This is a genomic window from Pseudomonas sp. NFIX28, assembly GCF_900107395.1.
In the GTDB taxonomy this organism is placed as follows: Bacteria; Pseudomonadota; Gammaproteobacteria; order Pseudomonadales; family Pseudomonadaceae; genus Aquipseudomonas.
Window position 1 is genome coordinate 212,078 of the sequence record NZ_FNPW01000008.1, and the last position, 16,790, is coordinate 228,867.

Below are 16,790 nucleotides of genomic sequence, written 5' to 3' on the forward strand. Positions count from 1 at the left end.
CAAAGTAAAGCCCGCACTAGGCGGGCTTTCTTTTTGCTGCACTAAAACCGGATTAGTTGGTTTTAGGAGCGGCTTCCTTGGCAGCTTCTTCAGTCGCTGCTTTGTTCGCTTCAGCCTGATCTTTGGCTGCTTCGGCGTTTTCTTTTGCAGCTTCGTTCACTTTATCCTGAGCTTCATTCATTTTCTGTTGAGCTTGCTCAGCATGTTGGTTGGCATCTTGAGCTTTGTCCTCGGATTTTTTATCGCAGGCAGCGAGACCGAGGGAAGCGGTCAGCATCAGGGCAATAGCTAAAGTCTTACGCATGGGGTGTTTCTCCTTATTGAAGATATCTTCTGGCCTTTCGAGCACGGCTCTACAGGTTAAGTTCCTTGAAAGTTAAAGATATATAAAGTGCCAGCAATATGGAACTTTTACCTGCCACGTTAACTGAGCGTTTTTGATACCAACTAGAGAGTTGCCTTATGGAGCAAAGCCCTGTTTTTGAGCGTGCGACACGGTTTTTGTCGGCCCTGCGCCATTGCCAGGTACTGGCCATGAGCGTGCACAGCGCTTCCAAAGACGGCATCACCCTGATGCTCCCCTACAGCCCGCAAATAGTAGGCAACCCCCAGACCGGAGTGATCCACGGTGGTGCGCTGACCTCATTGATGGACACGGCCTGCGGTATGGCCACCTTGTGCGTGCTGCCGGAGTTCGAAGTCTGTCCGACCCTGGACCTGCGCATCGATTACATGCACCCCGCACAGCCGGGCCAAAGCGTATATGGCTTTGCCCAGTGCTACCGAGTGACCAGCGATGTGATTTTTACTCGCGGCTTTGCTTATCAGGACGATCCCGAGCACCCCGTTGCCCATGTGGTGGGCACCTTTATGCGCATGGGCAAAGGCATCAAGGGCACCAAAGGATTTGCCGGCGCCATCAAGGGTGAAAAGCCATGAGCGACGATTTCCAGGAGCAAGTGCAGCGCGCCCACCAGCAAGGGGATTACGCGCAGCTGTTGCAGTTGATTCCCTACGCCGGGTTGATCGGCATCGAATGTTCGAGACAGGGCGATGAATTGCTGTTTCGCCTGCCCGCCAACCGGGACAACATCGGCAACCCGTTGCTGCCGGCCCTGCACGGTGGCGTGATCGCCGGCTTCATGGAATTGGCGGCGGCCTTGCACCTGCTGATTGTCACCGGCTCGCCGGGCGTGCCGAAAATCATCGATTTTTCCCTCGACTACCTGCGTACCGGGCAATTTCGCGATACCTATGCCAAATGCCAGGTCTGCCGCCAGGGCCGGCGGGTAGCGAACGTGGCCATCACTGCCTGGCAGAGCTCCGCCGAGGAGGCGATTGCCACTGCCCGGGCACATTTCAAGCTTGAAGAAAATCCAGGCCCTTGAAATCTCAGGTATAGCCCCCAATTCTCAGGACATCCCGCCGTAAGCCCACCGGGCGCGGTTTAGCCATCTGATTGGAGTTTGATGACCATGAGTGTGGAAACTCAAAAGGAAACCCTGGGCTTCCAGACCGAGGTAAAGCAGCTGCTGCACCTCATGATCCATTCGCTGTATTCCAATAAGGAAATCTTCCTTCGCGAACTGATCTCGAACGCCTCTGACGCTGTCGACAAATTGCGCTTCGAAGCCCTGTCCAAGCCTGAGTTGCTGGAAGGTGGCGCGGAGCTGAAAATCCGTGTGAGCTTCGACAAGGACGCCAAGACCGTCACCCTCGAAGACAACGGCATCGGCATGAGCCGGGAAGATGTGATCACCCACCTGGGGACCATCGCCAAGTCCGGCACCGCTGACTTCATGAAAAACCTCACGGGCGACCAGAAGAAGGATTCACACCTGATCGGCCAGTTCGGCGTGGGCTTCTACTCCGCCTTCATCGTCGCCGACAAGGTCGATGTCTTCAGCCGTCGTGCCGGCCTCGCTGCCAGCGAAGGCGTGCATTGGTCCTCCAAGGGCGAAGGCGAATTCGAAGTCGCGACCATCGACAAGGCTGACCGCGGTACCCGCATCGTCCTGCACCTGAAGTCCGGCGAAGACGAGTTCGCCGATGGCTGGCGCCTGCGCAACATCATCAAGAAATATTCCGACCATATCGCCTTGCCGATCGAGCTGCCGAAAGAAGTCACGGCCGCCGAAGGTGAAGAGAAGCCCGCGCAGGAATGGGAAACCGTCAACCGCGCCAGCGCCCTGTGGACCCGTCCGCGCACCGAGATCAAGGACGAGGAATACCAGGAGTTCTACAAGCACATCGCCCACGACTTCGAGAACCCGCTGAGCTGGAGCCACAACAAGGTCGAAGGCAAGCTGGAATACAGCTCGCTGCTCTATGTGCCGGCCCGTGCTCCGTTCGACCTGTACCAGCGTGAAGCGCCAAAAGGCCTGAAGCTCTACGTGCAGCGCGTGTTCGTGATGGACCAGGCGGAATCCTTCCTGCCGCTGTACCTGCGCTTCATCAAGGGCGTGGTCGACTCCAACGACCTGTCGCTGAACGTGTCGCGGGAAATCCTGCAGAAAGACCCGATCATCGATTCCATGAAGTCGGCGCTGACCAAGCGCGTGCTGGACATGCTGGAAAAACTGGCGAAGAACGAGCCTGAGCAATACAAGGGCTTCTGGAAGAACTTCGGCCAGGTGATGAAAGAAGGCCCGGCCGAAGACTTCGCCAACAAGGAAAAGATCGCCGGCCTGCTGCGCTTCGCCTCCACCCAGGGCGAAGACGGCGAGCAGAACGTTTCCTTGGGCGATTACCTGGCGCGCGCCAAGGAAGGCCAGGACAAGATCTACTACCTCACCGGCGAAACCTACGCGCAGGTCAAGAACAGCCCGCACCTGGAAGTCTTCCGCAAGAAAGGCATCGAAGTGCTGCTGCTGACCGACCGCATCGACGAGTGGCTGATGAGCTACCTGAGCGATTTCGACGGCAAAGGTTTTGTCGACGTGGCGCGTGGCGACCTGGACCTGGGCAACCTGGACTCGGAAGAGGACAAGAAGGCCGCGCAAGAAGTTGCCAAGAGCAAGGAAGGCCTGGTCGAGCGGATCAAGACCGCCCTGGGCGACACTGTCAGCGAAGTGCGGGTTTCCCACCGCCTGACCGACTCCCCGGCGATCCTGGCCATCGGCGAGCAAGACCTGGGCCTGCAAATGCGCCAGATCCTCGAAGCGAGCGGGCAGAAAGTGCCGGATTCCAAGCCGATCTTCGAATTCAACCCGGCTCACCCGCTGATCGAGAAACTCGACGGCGAGCAGAGCGACGAGCGTTTCGGCGATCTGTCGCACATCCTCTTCGATCAGGCGGCCCTGGCGGCCGGCGACAGCTTGAAAGACCCGGCGGCCTATGTGCGCCGCCTGAACAAGCTGCTGGTTGAATTGTCGGTTTAAGTACGTTGCAGAAAAACCCGCTTCGGCGGGTTTTTTTATTCCGGTGTTTTTAAATCAGGAGTCTGAAATGAGCCAAGTCACTGTTCGTTCCCTGGTCTACCAGATTGATGGTCAATCCTACGAAAGCCGCCTGGCGTTCGATGCCAGTCATCAGGGCCCGCGCCCCGGGCTGTTGATGGCACCGAACTGGATGGGCGTCGGTGCCGGAGCCGAGAAGATCGCCGAGGCCGTGGCCGCCAAGGGGTATGTGGTGCTGGTCGCCGACCTGTATGGGCAAGAGCTACGCCCAAGCAACGGCGACGAGGCGGGCGCGGCGATGATGCCGCTGAAGAACGACCGGGCCTTGCTGCGCAAGCGCATGCAGGCAGCCTTTGAGGTATTGCAAAGCCAGCAGGAAGCCGCGGTGGACAAAGCCAGGCTGGCCACCTTCGGTTTCTGCTTCGGCGGTTGCTGCTCCCTGGAGCTGGCGCGCAGCGGTGCACCGCTGAAGGCCGCGGTGTCGTTCCACGGGACCCTGGATACGCCAAACCCGGCCGATGCGCAAAACATCAAGGGCTCGGTGCTGGTAATGCATGGCGCCTCCGACCCGCTGGTGCCGAAAGAGCAGTTGCCGGCCTTCGAGGAGGAAATGAATGCCGCGGGCGTGGATTGGCAGCTGCTGAGCTATGGCGGTGCGGTGCATTCCTTCACCGATCCGCAGGCCAATGTGCCGGGCAAGATGATGTACGACGCCAAGACCGCCGGTCGCGCCTTCACCTCGATGTACAACCTGCTGGATGAAGTGTTCAAGGGCTGATCCCCTGAACGACAAGCCCGCCCGGCGCGCAAGGCCGCTTATTTAGAGCGGCCTCGCACGCCGGGCGGGCTTTTTTGTGCCTGGCGGCGATTCAGATCCGGGCCAGCGCCTGGGCCAGGTCGGCGCGCAGGTCCTCGACATCCTCGACCCCCACGGACAACCGCACCAGGCCGTCGCCGATGCCGAGCTGCGCCCGGGTTTGGGCAGGAATGCTGGCGTGGGTCATGATCGCCGGATGTTCGATCAGGCTTTCCACGCCGCCCAGGCTCTCGGCCAGGGCAAAGATCCGCACACTTTCGAGAAAGCGCCTGGCGCCGGCCAGATCGCAGTTCAGATCGAGGGAGATCATCCCGCCGAAACCGTGCATCTGGCGCCGTGCCAGTGCGTGCTGCGGGTGCGACGGCAGGCCCGGGAAATAGACCCGCGCCACCTGGGGCTGGCTCTCCAGCCATTGCGCCAGCTCCAGGGCGTTGCTGCAGTGGCGCTCCATGCGCAGGGCCAGGGTCTTCACCCCGCGCAGGGTGAGGAAGGCGTCGAACGGCCCGGCGATAGCCCCGACGGCGTTCTGCAGGAAGCCCAGGCGCTCGGCCAGCTCGGGATTCTGGCCGACCACGGCAATGCCGCCGATCACGTCCGAATGGCCGTTCAGGTACTTGGTCGTCGAATGCAGCACGATATCGAAGCCCAGTTCCAGCGGGCGCTGGATCCACGGGCTGGCAAAGGTGTTGTCGGCGACGCAGATAATGCCCCGCGCGCGGCAGAGGCGTGCGATGGCGGCGAGATCGGTCAGGCGCAACAGGGGGTTGCTCGGGGTCTCGACCATCACCATCCGCGTGTCGTCCTGCAACGCCGCTTCGAAAGCCGACAGGTCGGCCAGGTCGACGAAGCTGAAGCGATGCCCGGCGCTGCGTTGGCGCACTTTGTCGAAGAGGCGGAACGTCCCGCCGTACAAATCATTGCCGGAAACAATATGCGCTCCGGCGTCGAGCAGTTCGAGCACGGTGGAAATCGTTGCCAGCCCGGAGGCGAACGCGAAGGCCTGGGTGCCGCCCTCGAGGTCCGCCACGCAACGTTCCAGGGCCCAGCGCGTGGGGTTGTGCGAGCGCCCGTAATCGAGGCCCTTGTGCACGCCCGGGCTCTGCTGGGCATAGGTGGAGTTGGCGTAGATCGGCGGCATCAAAGCCCCGGTGGAAGGGTCCGGCGCTTGTCCGGCATGGATCACCCGGGTGGCGAAGGCGCGTGGCGCGCCGCTTTCATCCTGTTGACTCATGGCAGCGATCTCCGCAAGTGGTTGAGCATGTCGACACGGGTAATCAAGCCATGGAAGCCCGAGGCGTCGGCGATGATCGCCACCAAGCCGCGGTCGAGTTCCGCCTCCAGTTCGGCCAGGCTGGCGCCGGGTGGCAGGGTTTCCAGCTGATCGGTCATGGCGCTGGCCACGGTCTTGCGAAAGTGCGAGGCGTCTTCATGCACGCCCAACAGGATGTCCGACTCGTCGATCACCCCGACCAGTCGCTGCCCGTTCACCAGCACCGGCAGTTGCGAGACATCGGCCAGGCGCATGCGCTGGAAGGCGGTGAGCAGGGTGTCGTCCGGCCCGACGCTGATCACCCGGCCGTCCTCGAAACGCCGTGCGATCAGGTCGCGCAGGTCGCCGTAGCGTTTGCGTTGCAGCAAGCCCTGATCGTTCATCCACTGGTCGTTGTAGACCTTCGACAGGTAACGCGTGCCGGTGTCGCAGACAAAGCTGACCACGCGTTTCGGCTCGGTCTGCTCGCGGCAATAGCGCAGCGCTGCCGCCAGCAGGGTGCCGGTCGAGGAGCCGCCGAGAATGCCCTCGGCACGCAGCAACTGGCGGGCATGTTCGAAGCTTTCCTCGTCGCTGATCGAATAGGCCTTGCGCACGCTGGAAAGGTCGGCGATGGACGGCACGAAATCTTCGCCGATGCCTTCCACCGCCCACGAGCCGGGTGTGCCCAGGGTGCCGCTGCGGCTGTATTCGGCCATCACCGAGCCGACCGGATCGGCCAGCACCATGGCCAGGTCCGGCTGCACCCGGCGGAAGAAACGGGTCAAGCCGGTCAGGGTGCCGGCCGAGCCGACGCCGACCACGATGGCGTCCACGTCATGTTGGGTTTGCGCCCAGATTTCCGGGGCCGTGCTGCATTCGTGGGCCAGCGGGTTGGCCGGGTTATTGAACTGGTCGGCGAAGAAGGCGTCGGGAATTTCCCGGGTCAGTCGCGCAGCCACATCCTGGTAGTAGTCGGGGTGGCCCTTGCCGACGTCGGAGCGGGTGATGTGCACTTCGGCGCCCATCGCCTTGAGGTGCAGGACTTTCTCGGTGGACATCTTGTCCGGCACCACCAGGACCACCCGGTAGCCCTTGGCGCGGCCGACCAGGGCCAGGCCGAGGCCGGTGTTGCCGGCGGTGGCTTCGACTATGGTGCCGCCAGGTCGCAGGCGGCCGTCGCGTTCGGCGGCGTCGATCATCGCCAGGCCGATGCGGTCCTTGATCGAACCACCGGGATTTTGCGATTCAAGCTTGAGAAACAGCGTGCAGGGGCCGGTATCGAAACGGCTGACACGCACCAGTGGCGTGTTGCCGATCAGTTCGAGCACGGCGGGACGGGAGTCGTTGGGCATGTCGTCACCTCGCTGCGCAACGTTGCGCTGGATGGACAGCGACCCGTGGCGAATCATCGCGCGGCGGTCGCAGGCAATGCATCGCTTGGACCATAGGCCGGGATCCGGCTACCCGCAACCGCGCGCGGCTGGCCGGTACCTGTCGCGCAGCCTGAGAGCAGGCGTGCGGCCCGGCGCTTGACCGGGCCGCCGGGCGCCTGCGGCTACAGCGGTTGCGGCGAGCCTTTGCCCTTGGGCAGTTCGATTCTTTCGTTTTCTCCCGGCACCGTTGGCCAGTCACCGGCGGCCCAGCGCTGGCGGGCTTCATCGATGCGTGCCGGGTCGCTGGAAACGAAGTTCCAGTTGATCCGCCGGGGGCCGTCCAGCGGCGCTCCGCCGAACAGCACGGCATGGCAGTCGCTGTCGGCGAACAGGGTCGGGGTGGTTCCGGCCGGCAGGATCACCAGCGAATGCGGTTCGACGGGCTCGCCATCCAGCTGGGCGTCGCCTTCGAGCACATACAAGGCGCGTTCCTCATGTTCGTCGGGGATCAGCAAGGTGGTGGCGGTCTGTAGCTGTATTTCGGCATACAGGGTCGGGGAGAGCACGGGGACCGGCGATTCCAGGCAGAAACCGCTGCCGGCGATCATGCGGATCTTCACCCCCAGGTTATCGCTGACCGGCAAGGTCGCGGCCGGGTGATGGCTGTAATGCCCCGGGCCTTGTTCATGGGCCTTGGGCGAGGCCAGCCAGACTTGCAGGCCGTGCATGCTGAAGTCGCTGTCGATCAGCGCCGGCGGGGTGCGTTCGACGTGGGCGATTGCGCTGCCGGCGGTCATCCAGCTGACATCGCCCTGGTTCACCACCTGGTCGGAGCCCAGGCTGTCCTTGTGCTGGATCTGCCCCTGGAACAGGTAAGTCAGGGTCGACAGGCCGATATGCGGATGCTGGCGGATGTTCATGCCCTTGCCCGCGGGGTAGCGGGTTTGCAGCATGTGATCGAAAAACACGAAGGGCCCGACGCTGCGGCATTGGGCCGAAGGCAGCGGACGCAGGATAGGTTGACCTTCGACGTCCTCGGCGCGAGGGCGAATCACGAGTGGTGTGTTCATGGGGGCATTCCAGGCTGATCGGGTTATGCCCGGGAGCATAACCCGCTTGCATGGGTGGTGGCGCTACTGGCTGAAGGCGCCTTCGGAGAGGTGGGTCTCGATGCTCACCTCGGCGGTGGTCATCAGCTTGTGCACCGGGCAGCGGTCGGCGACGCGATGCAATTCTTCACGCTGGGCGTCGGTCAGCACACCCTTGAGGGTCAGTTTGACGTGCAGCGCATATTTGCCTTTCTGCTCCTGGCTGTTGTCGTGCTTGACCTCGACCGTGACGCCTGTGAGCGGAATCTCTTTTTTCTGCGCATACAACTTCAGGGTCAAGGCCTTGCAGGCCCCCAGCGCGGCATCGAAAAAGTCGTGGGGTTCCGGCGCGGAGCCTTCGCCGCCCAGGGTCTTGGGCAGGTCGGCGAACAATTGGTGGTCATCGATCTGGATGCTGTGGCGGAAACCTTCGCTGGACTCGGTGTTGACGGTGATAGTCATGGCTTGCCTCGGGCAGTGGTGAGCTGTCGGAACAGACGTGGAAAGGTGGTGCAGTTATAGAGCATTACACTTGTCGTGCGTTCCCCTTTTTCTGAACCGCCGCCTCCGGGGGGCGGTCTACCCAGCGTCAATCGACTGGAGCCTGCCCATGCACTGGATCTATCTGAGTACCTTGCTGTTGCTGCTGCCGAGCGCCTGCGCCCAGGCCCGCGACTATGTCTACAGCGATGCTCACCTGCACTACGTCGACTTCTTCCAGGAGTCGGCGGGCATGGACAAGCTGCTCAAGGCCATGGCTGAAAACCGCATCGAGCATGTGATGATTTCCGGTATCCCGGTGGCCAAGAAATGGCATGAAGACGAACCCAAGCGGCCGCGCTACTACGCCGGCGACGACGCCGATACCTACTGGTACAGCGCCACCGATGTGATTGTCGCCGCGGCGGTGAACCGCCTGACGCCCGAGCAGCGCCAGTACTTTCATCCGTTCCTGTCCGGCTTCAACCCCAATGACAAGAACTCCGATGCCCATATCCAGCGCATGCTCGACCTCAACCCGGGGCTGTGGCAGGGCATCGGCGAAGTCTTCACCCGCCATGACGACCTGACCGCGCTGACCTCCGGCGATACGCCACGGGCCAACAACGAGGCGATGACGCGCATCTATCACCTGGCGGCGAAAAACGACCTGCCGGTGATGCTGCATTCCAACATCACCTCCAAGCGCGAGAAAAACCCGCTGTACCTGGCGGAAATCGAAGAGCCGCTGCGCAATCATCCCCACACGCGTTTCATCTGGGCCCACGCGGGCACCAGCATGGAGATTCACCGGCGCCAGGCGCAGCTGGATTTTCTCCTGCCGACCCTGGAGCGGATGCTCGAGGCTTATCCGAATCTGTATATCGACCTGTCCTGGACCGTGCTCAGGCCGTATTTGCTGGACGAGCAGGGCGTGCCGCGGGCGCAATGGCTAAAGCTGGTGGAGCGCTTTCCCGAGCGTTTCATGCTGGGTTCGGACGTGGTGGGGCGCTTCAAGCGGCTGGGACGGGAAATGCACAGTTTCGATCCGTTCCTCGATGCCTTGCCCGAGGACGTGGCCCGCAAAGTGGCTCGCGACAATTTCCTCGCCGTGCTGCCGGGCGCGCGTTGAGAGCAGGTGGCCGCAGCGGGCGAAGGTGCTGACGATGCGGGTTTGTCATCAGCCTGTCATGCCTGCGTCATAGGCTCGCGCCATCTCAATCAAGGAGTGCGATATGCACCTCACCCGTTTAAGCGCATTGGCGGCGCTGATGATGTTCAGTGGCCTGGGCATTAGCGAAGTTCATGCCGAAGTCCGTGTCGAAGGCCCGGTGGAATATGGCGTGTTCGAGGGGCCGAAGGCCGCGTTGCAGTCGGGGGAGCGGGTGTTGCGTCGCAGCAACGAGAACATCGAGCAGACCGAGATCGTGCCGGCGCGGCTGGGCACCAAGTTCGGCCTGCGCTATCAGCTGGCCGGCAAGGTGGCCGAGGATGTGCCGTTGACCCTGCTGTATTTCACCCCAGGCATCCGTACCCCGGACGGCCAGCGCCACGACAAGTTCGAAGTGACCCAGAAGCTGGTGCCTGGCGCGCCGCAGGACGTCATGGCCTACGAGTTCACCGAAAGTCACGAAGTGATCCCCGGCGAATGGCGCTTTATGGTGTTCCAGGGCGACCGTCTGTTGGTTCAGCAGCGTTTTACCGTACGCTGAATCGTTTGCGCCCAGGCATCGGAGTGCTTGGGCGTTTTGATATCACGTTTTCGTCTTAAGCAAATTTTCCGCGACCCGATACTTTCAAGAGCAGCCCGCTGCATGGCGAATGCAGCGCTTTTGGAAGGAACCGGAGAATGAGCATCAGAAGTCTCAACATTGCACCGCGCGCAGGCCTGGGTTTCGGCCTGTTGGCGCTGATGGTGTTCGGCCTGGGGGCGTTCGCCCTGCTCCAGATGTCGAACATGCGCGCGCAGTCCGACGAGGTCGACAATAACTGGCTGCCCAGTGTCATGTCGGTGGGCGAGATGAATCAGGACCTGCTGCGGGTCCGCGCGCTGACCATGCGCCTGCTGATCAACCGCAGCCCGCAGGCCCTGGCGCAGAACGAAAGCAAGCTCAACGAGATCAAGCGCGGCATGACGGCGGCCCAGGAGCGCTATAACGCGCTGATTGTGCTGCCCGAGGAGCGTGTGCTGTTCGATCGCTACAAAGTCGCCGAAAAGCGTTACCTCGAGCACCAGAACCAGGTGATGGCCCTGTCGCAACAAGGGAAGGTCGAGGATGCGGTCGCGGTGGTCAATGGCGAAATGAGCGAGCTGGCCGACGAGCTGGCGGGGACTCTCAACGAACTGGTGGCGCTGAACCGGCATAACGCCAACCTGGCCACTGAGCTTGCCCGGGAAGTATTCAGCAACGCCAAGGTCTGGGTGGTGGCGATGATCGTCGTGGCCGGCCTGATGACCATTATCCTGGCCCTGTTGCTCACCCGCAGCATTGTGCTGCCCCTCTCGCAGTCGGTGAGCGTGGCCGAAGTGGTGGCCGGCGGCGACCTGACCGAGGACATCCGCGTCAGCGGCAAGGATGAGCCGGCGCGCCTGCTGCACGCGCTCAAGGCCATGCAGCACAGCCTGCGGGAAACCATCCGGCGCATCTCCGACTCTTCCAGCCAGCTGGCTTCCGCTTCCGAAGAACTCAGTTGCGTGACCGAGGACGCCACTCGCGGCCTGCATCAGCAAAGCCAGGAAATCGAGCAGGCGGCGACGGCGGTGAACCAGATGACCGCCGCGGTGGAGGAGGTGGCCAGCAACGCCGTGGCGACTTCCGAAGCATCGCGCCAGTCCGACCTGATCGCCCAGCATGGGCGCGAGCAGGTGCAGCAGACGGTGCAGTCCATCGAGTCCCTGGCCGACGACGTGACCGCCAACGCTTCGCAGGTCGAAGAGCTGGCGCAGAAGGTCTATGGCATCAGCAAGGTGCTCGATGTGATTCGCTCGGTGGCCGAGCAGACCAACCTGCTGGCCCTGAATGCGGCCATCGAGGCGGCGCGGGCCGGGGATGCCGGCCGCGGGTTCGCGGTGGTGGCCGACGAGGTGCGGGCGCTGGCTCATCGCACCCAGCAGTCGACCCAGGAGATCGAGCAGATGATCGGCGGCATCCAGCTGGGTACCGACCAGGCCGTCAGTTCCATGCAGCAGAGCAATAGCCGGGCCCGTTCGACCCTGGAGCTGGCCAAGGCGGCGGGGGTGGCGCTGGAGGAAATTGCCGGGGCAATCACCCTGATCAACGAGCGCAACACCGTGATCGCCAGCGCCTCGGAGGAGCAGGCGGCGGTGGCCAGGGAGGTGGACCGCAACCTGATGAACATCCGCGACCTGGCCATGCAGACTTCGGCCGGGGCCAACCAGACCAGCGCTGCGAGCCAGGAATTGTCACGGCTGGCGGTGGACCTGAATACGCTGGTGGCGCGTTTTTCGGTGTAATGATTCTGCGTAAGGAAAAACGCTCGTCAAAAAAAAACGCCCCGAACCAGTCAGGGCGTTTTTCATATGGCGAAGCGGCGGGGCTTACTTGCCCTGCCAGCGCTTCAGGACCAGGGTGGCGTTGGTGCCGCCGAAGCCGAAGCTGTTGCTCATCACGGTGTTGATGGTGGCGTCTTCGCGAGTCTTGGTCAGGATCGGCATATCGGCCACTTCCGGATCCAGCTCTTCGATATTGGCGGAACCTGCCATGAAGTTGCCTTCCATCATCAGCAGGCAGTAGATCGCTTCGTGAACGCCCGCAGCGCCCAGGGAGTGACCCGACAGGCTCTTGGTGGAGCTGATGGCCGGAGCCTTGTCGCCGAACACTTCACGCACGCCTTTCATTTCCGCGACGTCGCCGACCGGAGTCGAAGTGCCGTGGGTGTTCAGGTAGTCGATCGGTGCGTCGACGGTGGACATGGCCATCTGCATGCAGCGGATGGCGCCTTCGCCACTTGGCGCGACCATGTCGTAGCCGTCGGACGTTGCGCCGTAGCCAACGATTTCGGCGTAGATCTTCGCGCCACGGGCCAGGGCGTGTTCCAGCTCCTCGACCACGACCATGCCGCCACCGCCGGCGATGACGAAGCCGTCACGCTTGGCGTCGTAGGCGCGGGAAGCCTTGTCCGGGGTTTCGTTGTACTGGCTGGACAGGGCGCCCATGGCGTCGAACAGGAACGACTGGCTCCAATGTTCTTCTTCACCGCCGCCGGCGAACACGATGTCCTGCTTGCCCATCTGGATCTGTTCCATGGCGGTACCGATGCAGTGAGCACTGGTGGCGCAGGCGGAAGCGATGGAGTAGTTCAGGCCCTTGATCTTGAATGGAGTGGCCAGGCAAGCGGAAACAGTGCTGCTCATGGTCCGCGTGACGCGGTATGGGCCGACGCGCTTGACGCCTTTCTCGCGCAGGATGTCCAGCGCTTCCATCTGGTTCAGGGTAGAGGCGCCGCCGGAGCCGGCGATCAGGCCGGTGCGCGGGTTGGAAACCTGCTCTTCGGTCAGGCCGGAATCGGCGATGGCGTCTTTCATGGCCAGGTAGGCGTAAGCCGCTGCGTGGCCGACGAAGCGATAGATCTTGCGATCGATCAGCTCTTCGAGATTGAGGTCAATGGAGCCGGAAACCTGGCTACGCAGACCCATTTCGGCATATTCCGGGTTGAAGCGGATGCCAGGGCGACTTGCACGCAGGTTAGCGGAGACGGTCTCTTTGTCATTGCCCAGGCACGAAACGATGCCCAGACCAGTGATAACGACGCGGCGCATGCGGATAACCCTTAGAAGTTGTCAGTGGAGGTGAAAACGCCGACCCGGAGGCCTTCGGCGGTGTAGATCTCGCGGCCGTCGACGCTGACCGAGCCATCGGCGATGGCCATGTTCAGCTTGCCCTTCAGGACGCGTTTGATCTGGATGTTATAGGTAACTTTCTTGGCGCTCGGCAGCACCTGGCCAAAGAACTTCACTTCACCCGAGCCCAGGGCGCGACCGCGGCCCGGCAGGCCTTGCCAGCCCAGGAAGAAACCGACCAGTTGCCACATGGCGTCGAGGCCCAGGCAGCCCGGCATCACCGGATCGCCTTCGAAGTGGCAGGCGAAGAACCACAGGTCCGGGGTGATATCCAGCTCGGCGACCAATTCACCTTTGCCGTACTTGCCACCCTCTGGGCTGATATGAGTGATGCGGTCCACCATCAGCATGTTCGGGGCGGGCAGTTGCGCGTTACCTGGGCCGAACAGCTCACCGCGACTGCAGCGCAGCAGGTCTTCCCGAGTAAAGGCGTTTTGTTTGGTCATGCGAGCTCCTCAATAGTCCCATGCGGCAGGTGGGGCAAATCTTCCCGGCCGATCGAAGCGTTCATGCCTCGAGCCGGCAGCCTACTCATAGACTATTGCGTTGTGGTGAAAGTCACAGCACAAGGAACATGAATGTACACTTGTGCACTGAAATTATTATACAGGCCCTGCGAGGGGCCTGTCGGGTGCCTAAGACTGCCGCACTTTCGCCCATCACGCCAGTCGCAGATGGTCGATAAATACCCGCTACTGCACCCAGCGTTGGAGAATTTGCTGCAGGTCCGTGCGTTTGAACGGCTTGGCCAGATAATCGTTCATTCCCGCTGCCAGGCAGGCTTCGCGGTCGCCCTGCAAGGCATTGGCGGTCAAGGCGATGATCGGCAGGTCGGCGCATCCGGGCAGTTGGCGGATCTGCCGGGTGGCCTCGTAGCCGTCGATCAGCGGTAGGCGGCAGTCCATCAGGATCGCCTCGAAGATCAGGCTTTCGGCGCTGCGAATGGCCTGGGCGCCGTCGGTGGCGATGCTGACCGTGAAGCCCAGGCTGCGCAGCATGGCCCGGATCACGGTCTGGTTGACCGGGTTGTCTTCGACCAGCAGCACATTGCGCCCCTCGCCATGGGCATGCCCGGTATGCACCCGCGGCGCCAGCACCGGCAGGCTTTGCTGGTGCAGCGCCAGGGGGATTTCCAGGGTGAACACCGAACCACGGCCTTCCTCGCTCTGGGCGCGCAGGGTGCCGCCCATGCGTTCGGCCAGGGTGCGGGCGATCGGCAGCCCCAGGCCGGTGCCGCCATACCGCCGGGAAATCGAACTGTCGGCCTGCTGGAAAGCGTTGAACATCAGTTCCAGGCTTTCGGTGCTGATGCCTATCCCGCTGTCGCGCACGCTACAGGTAAACCACAGCAGCTCATGGTCCAGGGCCTGCCATTGCGGCTCGATGCTGATGCTGCCGTGTTCGGTGAACTTCAAGGCATTGCCGATCAGGTTCACCAGGATCTGTCGGATCCGCGTCGGATCGCCTTTGACTTGCAGCGACTCCATGCCCGGTGGCAAACGCAGCTGCAGGTCCAGGCCGCGCTGGGCGGCGCTGTGCTGGAAAGCCTGGGCCGAACTGCCGATCAATTCGGCGAGGTTGAACGGAATGTGCTCCAGCTCCAGGGCCGAACGCTCGATGCGCGAGAAATCTAGGATGTCGTTGATTACCTTGAGCAAATGCTCGGTGGACTCGGAGGCCAGCGCCGCGTATTCGTGCTGCTCCTCGGTCATCTCGGTGGTTTCGAGCAGTTGCAGCATGCCCAGCACGCCATTCATGGGCGTGCGCAGTTCATGGCTCATCATCGCCAGGAAGTCCGACTTGGCGTTGTTGGCCCGTTCCGCCTCTTCGCGGGTCTGGATCAACTGCGCCATGGCCTGGTGCTGCTCGCGGCTGGCCTGCTCGAGGCCGGCGGCGAGGTTGTTGATATGCCGCGAAAGATCGCCTAGCTCGGCGTCGTCGACGATCGGCAGCGGAGTCTTGAAGTCGCCCTGTTGAATGGCCTTGACCGCGGTGCCCATGGCGCTGATCGGCTGCGACAGGCTGGCCGCCAGGCGGCGGGCCAAAAGGAAGGTGAACAGCAGGGCGAACAGCGCGAGGATGCCGGCCTTGAACAGGATCTCCTGTTGGCGCTGGCTGAAGGCATCGTTGGACATGCCGACGATCACCCGCCCCAGATAATCCTCGTTCGGGCCTGCATTGGCCCCCGGGCCATCCTGGAAAAAGTCGTTGCTGAGCTGGATGCGTTGCAGGCGCACCGGGGCCTGGAACACTTCCACCTGCTGCGAGCGCTTGTGGGTCTCCGAAGGCTGCTCCACGTACACCAGGATTTTGTTGCGGCTGTCCTGGACCTCGAGAAAACGCACGTGGGGCGTGGCCAGGGTGGCCTTGAGCAGGCTTTCGAGACCTTCGCTGTTGCCCGAGATCACTCCGTACTCGGTGGCCGGGGCCAATTGGTTGGCAATCAACTGGCCAGTATGGTTCAGCTCCTGGCGCAAGTCCTGGATCCGGACAAAGGTAAAGAAGCTGATCAGCAGCAGAGTCAGCAGCAGCGCCGGGCCGAGGCAGATGATCTGGGTGCGGGTACTGATGTCCCAGCGGCGACGGAAGGTCATGGGTATTTTTCTCCTTCGGCCAGCTGGGTCGCCAGCGATCGCTCGTCAATCGGTTCGACACCCAGGGAACGTGCCACTTGCGGGTTGCTCAGCACTTTGAACAGTCGCGGATACAAGGCGCGTGGCCAATGGGTCGTGGGCTGGTCCAGCAAATCGTCGAGCACTTGCAGCCAGTCTTCCTGGTCGCTGTAGGTGCTGGCCAGGCTGCCGGCCTTGACGAAACCGGCATTGGGGCCGATCAGCGCCAGTTGCCGGGCATAGCTGCTCAATAACAGGTTTTTCGCGGTTTTCGGGTTGTACAGCCGCGGGTCGTCGAGTCCCAGCAGGACATCGCTGCTTTTCAGCAGGTTTTGCAGCGGGCGGCTGTCATTGGTGTCGTCCCAGCGCTCGGCGACGATTTCCAGGCCCAGGGGATGGGCGGCCTGGTGCAGCTCCCTGAGCAGGAACGCGCTGTCGGCGCCGTAGAGCACGCCGATCCGTCGGGCTTGGGGGAGGACCTTGCGGATCAATTGCAATTGTCGGTCCAAAGGCGGGTCGCTCCAGAGCAGGCTCAGCCGCGACGAGGCCGCCGCCCCCAGGCGCTGCCGGGCCTGGATCCGGCCGATGCGCAGCACCAGCGTGGCCGGGCCATGGGCGTCCTGCTGGCGCCATTCGAGGCTGGCCGGGTCGAGCAGGATCAGCCGGGTTCCGGCCGGCAATTGGCCAGGGGCGGGCAGGTTGGCCAGGGGCTCGAAGTGCACATGGTCCTGGGGCCGCTGTTGCGCCAGCGCCTGGGTAAAGGCCCGGACGCCGGCGCTGTCTTCGGCGCCGGTCAGCAACACCTGGGCCGCCCATGCGGGGGAAGTACCCCAGAGGCAACAGAACAGCAGCAGGCGAGCGCGGAATCGGCTCAAGGCAGGCGTCATCCCTGGCTGACGGTGGCTCATG

16 protein-coding genes and 1 pseudogene are annotated in these 16,790 nt (G+C 62.6%); 8 read left to right on the forward strand and 9 right to left on the reverse strand.

Features of this window, described 5'->3' with window-relative positions; all coding sequences use genetic code 11:
- Positions 1 to 52 precede the first annotated feature (52 nt).
- Positions 53 to 304 (reverse strand): hypothetical protein, encoded by a 252-nt coding sequence (locus BLV20_RS17295; protein ID WP_092303477.1) that lies wholly within the window; start codon positions 302 to 304, stop codon positions 53 to 55.
- Positions 305 to 462: 158 nt separating this feature from the next.
- Here BLV20_RS17295 and BLV20_RS17300 point away from each other — a divergent pair, with 158 nt between their 5' ends.
- The 4 genes from BLV20_RS17300 to BLV20_RS17315 all read left to right on the forward strand — a co-directional run bounded on the left by BLV20_RS17300 (position 463) and on the right by BLV20_RS17315 (position 4,176).
- Positions 463 to 939: a PaaI family thioesterase gene (locus BLV20_RS17300; RefSeq protein ID WP_092303479.1), complete on the forward strand. Its 477-nt coding sequence runs from the start codon at positions 463 to 465 to the stop codon at positions 937 to 939.
- Positions 936 to 1,388, forward strand: a complete 453-nt coding sequence (locus BLV20_RS17305; protein WP_092303481.1) for a PaaI family thioesterase — start codon at positions 936 to 938, stop codon at positions 1,386 to 1,388. The genes BLV20_RS17300 and BLV20_RS17305 overlap by 4 nt, the downstream gene beginning before the upstream one ends.
- Before the next feature lie 87 nt (positions 1,389 to 1,475).
- A complete protein-coding gene (htpG, locus tag BLV20_RS17310) occupies positions 1,476 to 3,380 on the forward strand; it encodes a molecular chaperone HtpG (RefSeq protein WP_092303654.1) in 1,905 nt (634 codons plus the stop codon).
- Between the two features lie 67 nt (positions 3,381 to 3,447).
- Positions 3,448 to 4,176 carry a dienelactone hydrolase family protein gene (locus BLV20_RS17315; protein WP_092303483.1) on the forward strand — a complete coding sequence of 243 codons (729 nt, stop codon included), beginning with the start codon at positions 3,448 to 3,450 and terminating at the stop codon, positions 4,174 to 4,176.
- A 91-nt stretch (positions 4,177 to 4,267) separates the two neighbouring features.
- On the opposite strand, the gene BLV20_RS17320 is transcribed toward BLV20_RS17315, so the two are convergent.
- The 4 genes from BLV20_RS17320 to BLV20_RS17335 all read right to left on the reverse strand — a co-directional run bounded on the left by BLV20_RS17320 (position 4,268) and on the right by BLV20_RS17335 (position 8,390).
- On the reverse strand, positions 4,268 to 5,446 hold the full coding sequence (locus BLV20_RS17320) for a trans-sulfuration enzyme family protein (RefSeq protein WP_092303485.1): 1,179 nt from the start codon (positions 5,444 to 5,446) through the stop codon (positions 4,268 to 4,270).
- Positions 5,443 to 6,819: a pyridoxal-phosphate dependent enzyme gene (locus BLV20_RS17325; RefSeq protein WP_092303656.1), complete on the reverse strand. Its 1,377-nt coding sequence runs from the start codon at positions 6,817 to 6,819 to the stop codon at positions 5,443 to 5,445. The genes BLV20_RS17320 and BLV20_RS17325 overlap by 4 nt, the downstream gene beginning before the upstream one ends.
- A 203-nt stretch (positions 6,820 to 7,022) precedes the next feature.
- A complete protein-coding gene (locus BLV20_RS17330; RefSeq protein WP_092303487.1) occupies positions 7,023 to 7,910 on the reverse strand; it encodes a pirin family protein in 888 nt (295 codons plus the stop codon).
- Positions 7,911 to 7,973: 63 nt separating this feature from the next.
- On the reverse strand, positions 7,974 to 8,390 hold the full coding sequence (locus BLV20_RS17335) for an OsmC family protein (protein WP_007931549.1): 417 nt from the start codon (positions 8,388 to 8,390) through the stop codon (positions 7,974 to 7,976).
- 148 nt (positions 8,391 to 8,538) lie between these two features.
- Between BLV20_RS17335 and BLV20_RS17340 the strand changes: the two genes are divergently transcribed.
- From BLV20_RS17340 to BLV20_RS32075, 4 genes and pseudogenes are all read left to right on the forward strand, one after another.
- A complete protein-coding gene (locus tag BLV20_RS17340) occupies positions 8,539 to 9,540 on the forward strand; it encodes an amidohydrolase family protein (protein ID WP_092303489.1) in 1,002 nt (333 codons plus the stop codon).
- Positions 9,541 to 9,643: 103 nt separating this feature from the next.
- Positions 9,644 to 10,120, forward strand: a complete 477-nt coding sequence (locus BLV20_RS17345; protein ID WP_092303491.1) for a DUF3859 domain-containing protein — start codon at positions 9,644 to 9,646, stop codon at positions 10,118 to 10,120.
- 137 nt (positions 10,121 to 10,257) lie between these two features.
- Positions 10,258 to 11,028: pseudogene (locus tag BLV20_RS32070) on the forward strand (MCP four helix bundle domain-containing protein); the annotation flags it as partial.
- Positions 11,020 to 11,883, forward strand: coding sequence for a methyl-accepting chemotaxis protein (locus BLV20_RS32075; protein ID WP_371914322.1), 864 nt, complete (start codon positions 11,020 to 11,022; stop codon positions 11,881 to 11,883). The pseudogene BLV20_RS32070 and the gene BLV20_RS32075, both read left to right, overlap by 9 nt.
- Before the next feature lie 84 nt (positions 11,884 to 11,967).
- Here the strand turns inward: BLV20_RS32075 and fabB are convergent, their stop codons facing one another.
- The 4 genes from fabB to BLV20_RS17370 form a co-directional block, all read right to left on the reverse strand.
- Positions 11,968 to 13,188, reverse strand: a complete 1,221-nt coding sequence (gene fabB / locus BLV20_RS17355; protein ID WP_009047783.1) for a beta-ketoacyl-ACP synthase I — start codon at positions 13,186 to 13,188, stop codon at positions 11,968 to 11,970.
- An 11-nt stretch (positions 13,189 to 13,199) separates the two neighbouring features.
- Positions 13,200 to 13,715, reverse strand: a complete 516-nt coding sequence (gene fabA / locus BLV20_RS17360; RefSeq protein WP_092303496.1) for a 3-hydroxyacyl-[acyl-carrier-protein] dehydratase FabA — start codon at positions 13,713 to 13,715, stop codon at positions 13,200 to 13,202.
- Positions 13,716 to 13,961: 246 nt separating this feature from the next.
- Positions 13,962 to 15,863, reverse strand: coding sequence for an ATP-binding protein (locus BLV20_RS17365; protein ID WP_092303498.1), 1,902 nt, complete (start codon positions 15,861 to 15,863; stop codon positions 13,962 to 13,964).
- Positions 15,860 to 16,789 (reverse strand): ABC transporter substrate-binding protein, encoded by a 930-nt coding sequence (locus BLV20_RS17370; protein ID WP_371914321.1) that lies wholly within the window; start codon positions 16,787 to 16,789, stop codon positions 15,860 to 15,862. Before BLV20_RS17370 ends, BLV20_RS17365 begins: the two co-directional genes overlap by 4 nt.
- Position 16,790 lies beyond the last annotated feature (1 nt).

What these genes read in the sequence shown, in the direction of transcription:
- BLV20_RS17295 (WP_092303477.1), bottom strand. Translation starts at nt 304, where the DNA reads ATGCGTAAGACTTTAGCTATTGCCCTGATGCTGACCGCTTCCCTCGGT.
- BLV20_RS17300 (WP_092303479.1), top strand. Translation starts at nt 463, where the DNA reads ATGGAGCAAAGCCCTGTTTTTGAGCGTGCGACACGGTTTTTGTCGGCC.
- BLV20_RS17305 (WP_092303481.1), top strand. Translation starts at nt 936, where the DNA reads ATGAGCGACGATTTCCAGGAGCAAGTGCAGCGCGCCCACCAGCAAGGG.
- htpG (WP_092303654.1), top strand. Translation starts at nt 1,476, where the DNA reads ATGAGTGTGGAAACTCAAAAGGAAACCCTGGGCTTCCAGACCGAGGTA.
- BLV20_RS17315 (WP_092303483.1), top strand. Translation starts at nt 3,448, where the DNA reads ATGAGCCAAGTCACTGTTCGTTCCCTGGTCTACCAGATTGATGGTCAA.
- BLV20_RS17320 (WP_092303485.1), bottom strand. Translation starts at nt 5,446, where the DNA reads ATGAGTCAACAGGATGAAAGCGGCGCGCCACGCGCCTTCGCCACCCGG.
- BLV20_RS17325 (WP_092303656.1), bottom strand. Translation starts at nt 6,819, where the DNA reads ATGCCCAACGACTCCCGTCCCGCCGTGCTCGAACTGATCGGCAACACG.
- BLV20_RS17330 (WP_092303487.1), bottom strand. Translation starts at nt 7,910, where the DNA reads ATGAACACACCACTCGTGATTCGCCCTCGCGCCGAGGACGTCGAAGGT.
- BLV20_RS17335 (WP_007931549.1), bottom strand. Translation starts at nt 8,390, where the DNA reads ATGACTATCACCGTCAACACCGAGTCCAGCGAAGGTTTCCGCCACAGC.
- BLV20_RS17340 (WP_092303489.1), top strand. Translation starts at nt 8,539, where the DNA reads ATGCACTGGATCTATCTGAGTACCTTGCTGTTGCTGCTGCCGAGCGCC.
- BLV20_RS17345 (WP_092303491.1), top strand. Translation starts at nt 9,644, where the DNA reads ATGCACCTCACCCGTTTAAGCGCATTGGCGGCGCTGATGATGTTCAGT.
- BLV20_RS32075 (WP_371914322.1), top strand. Translation starts at nt 11,020, where the DNA reads ATGCAGCACAGCCTGCGGGAAACCATCCGGCGCATCTCCGACTCTTCC.
- fabB (WP_009047783.1), bottom strand. Translation starts at nt 13,188, where the DNA reads ATGCGCCGCGTCGTTATCACTGGTCTGGGCATCGTTTCGTGCCTGGGC.
- fabA (WP_092303496.1), bottom strand. Translation starts at nt 13,715, where the DNA reads ATGACCAAACAAAACGCCTTTACTCGGGAAGACCTGCTGCGCTGCAGT.
- BLV20_RS17365 (WP_092303498.1), bottom strand. Translation starts at nt 15,863, where the DNA reads ATGACCTTCCGTCGCCGCTGGGACATCAGTACCCGCACCCAGATCATC.
- BLV20_RS17370 (WP_371914321.1), bottom strand. Translation starts at nt 16,789, where the DNA reads ATGAGCCACCGTCAGCCAGGGATGACGCCTGCCTTGAGCCGATTCCGC.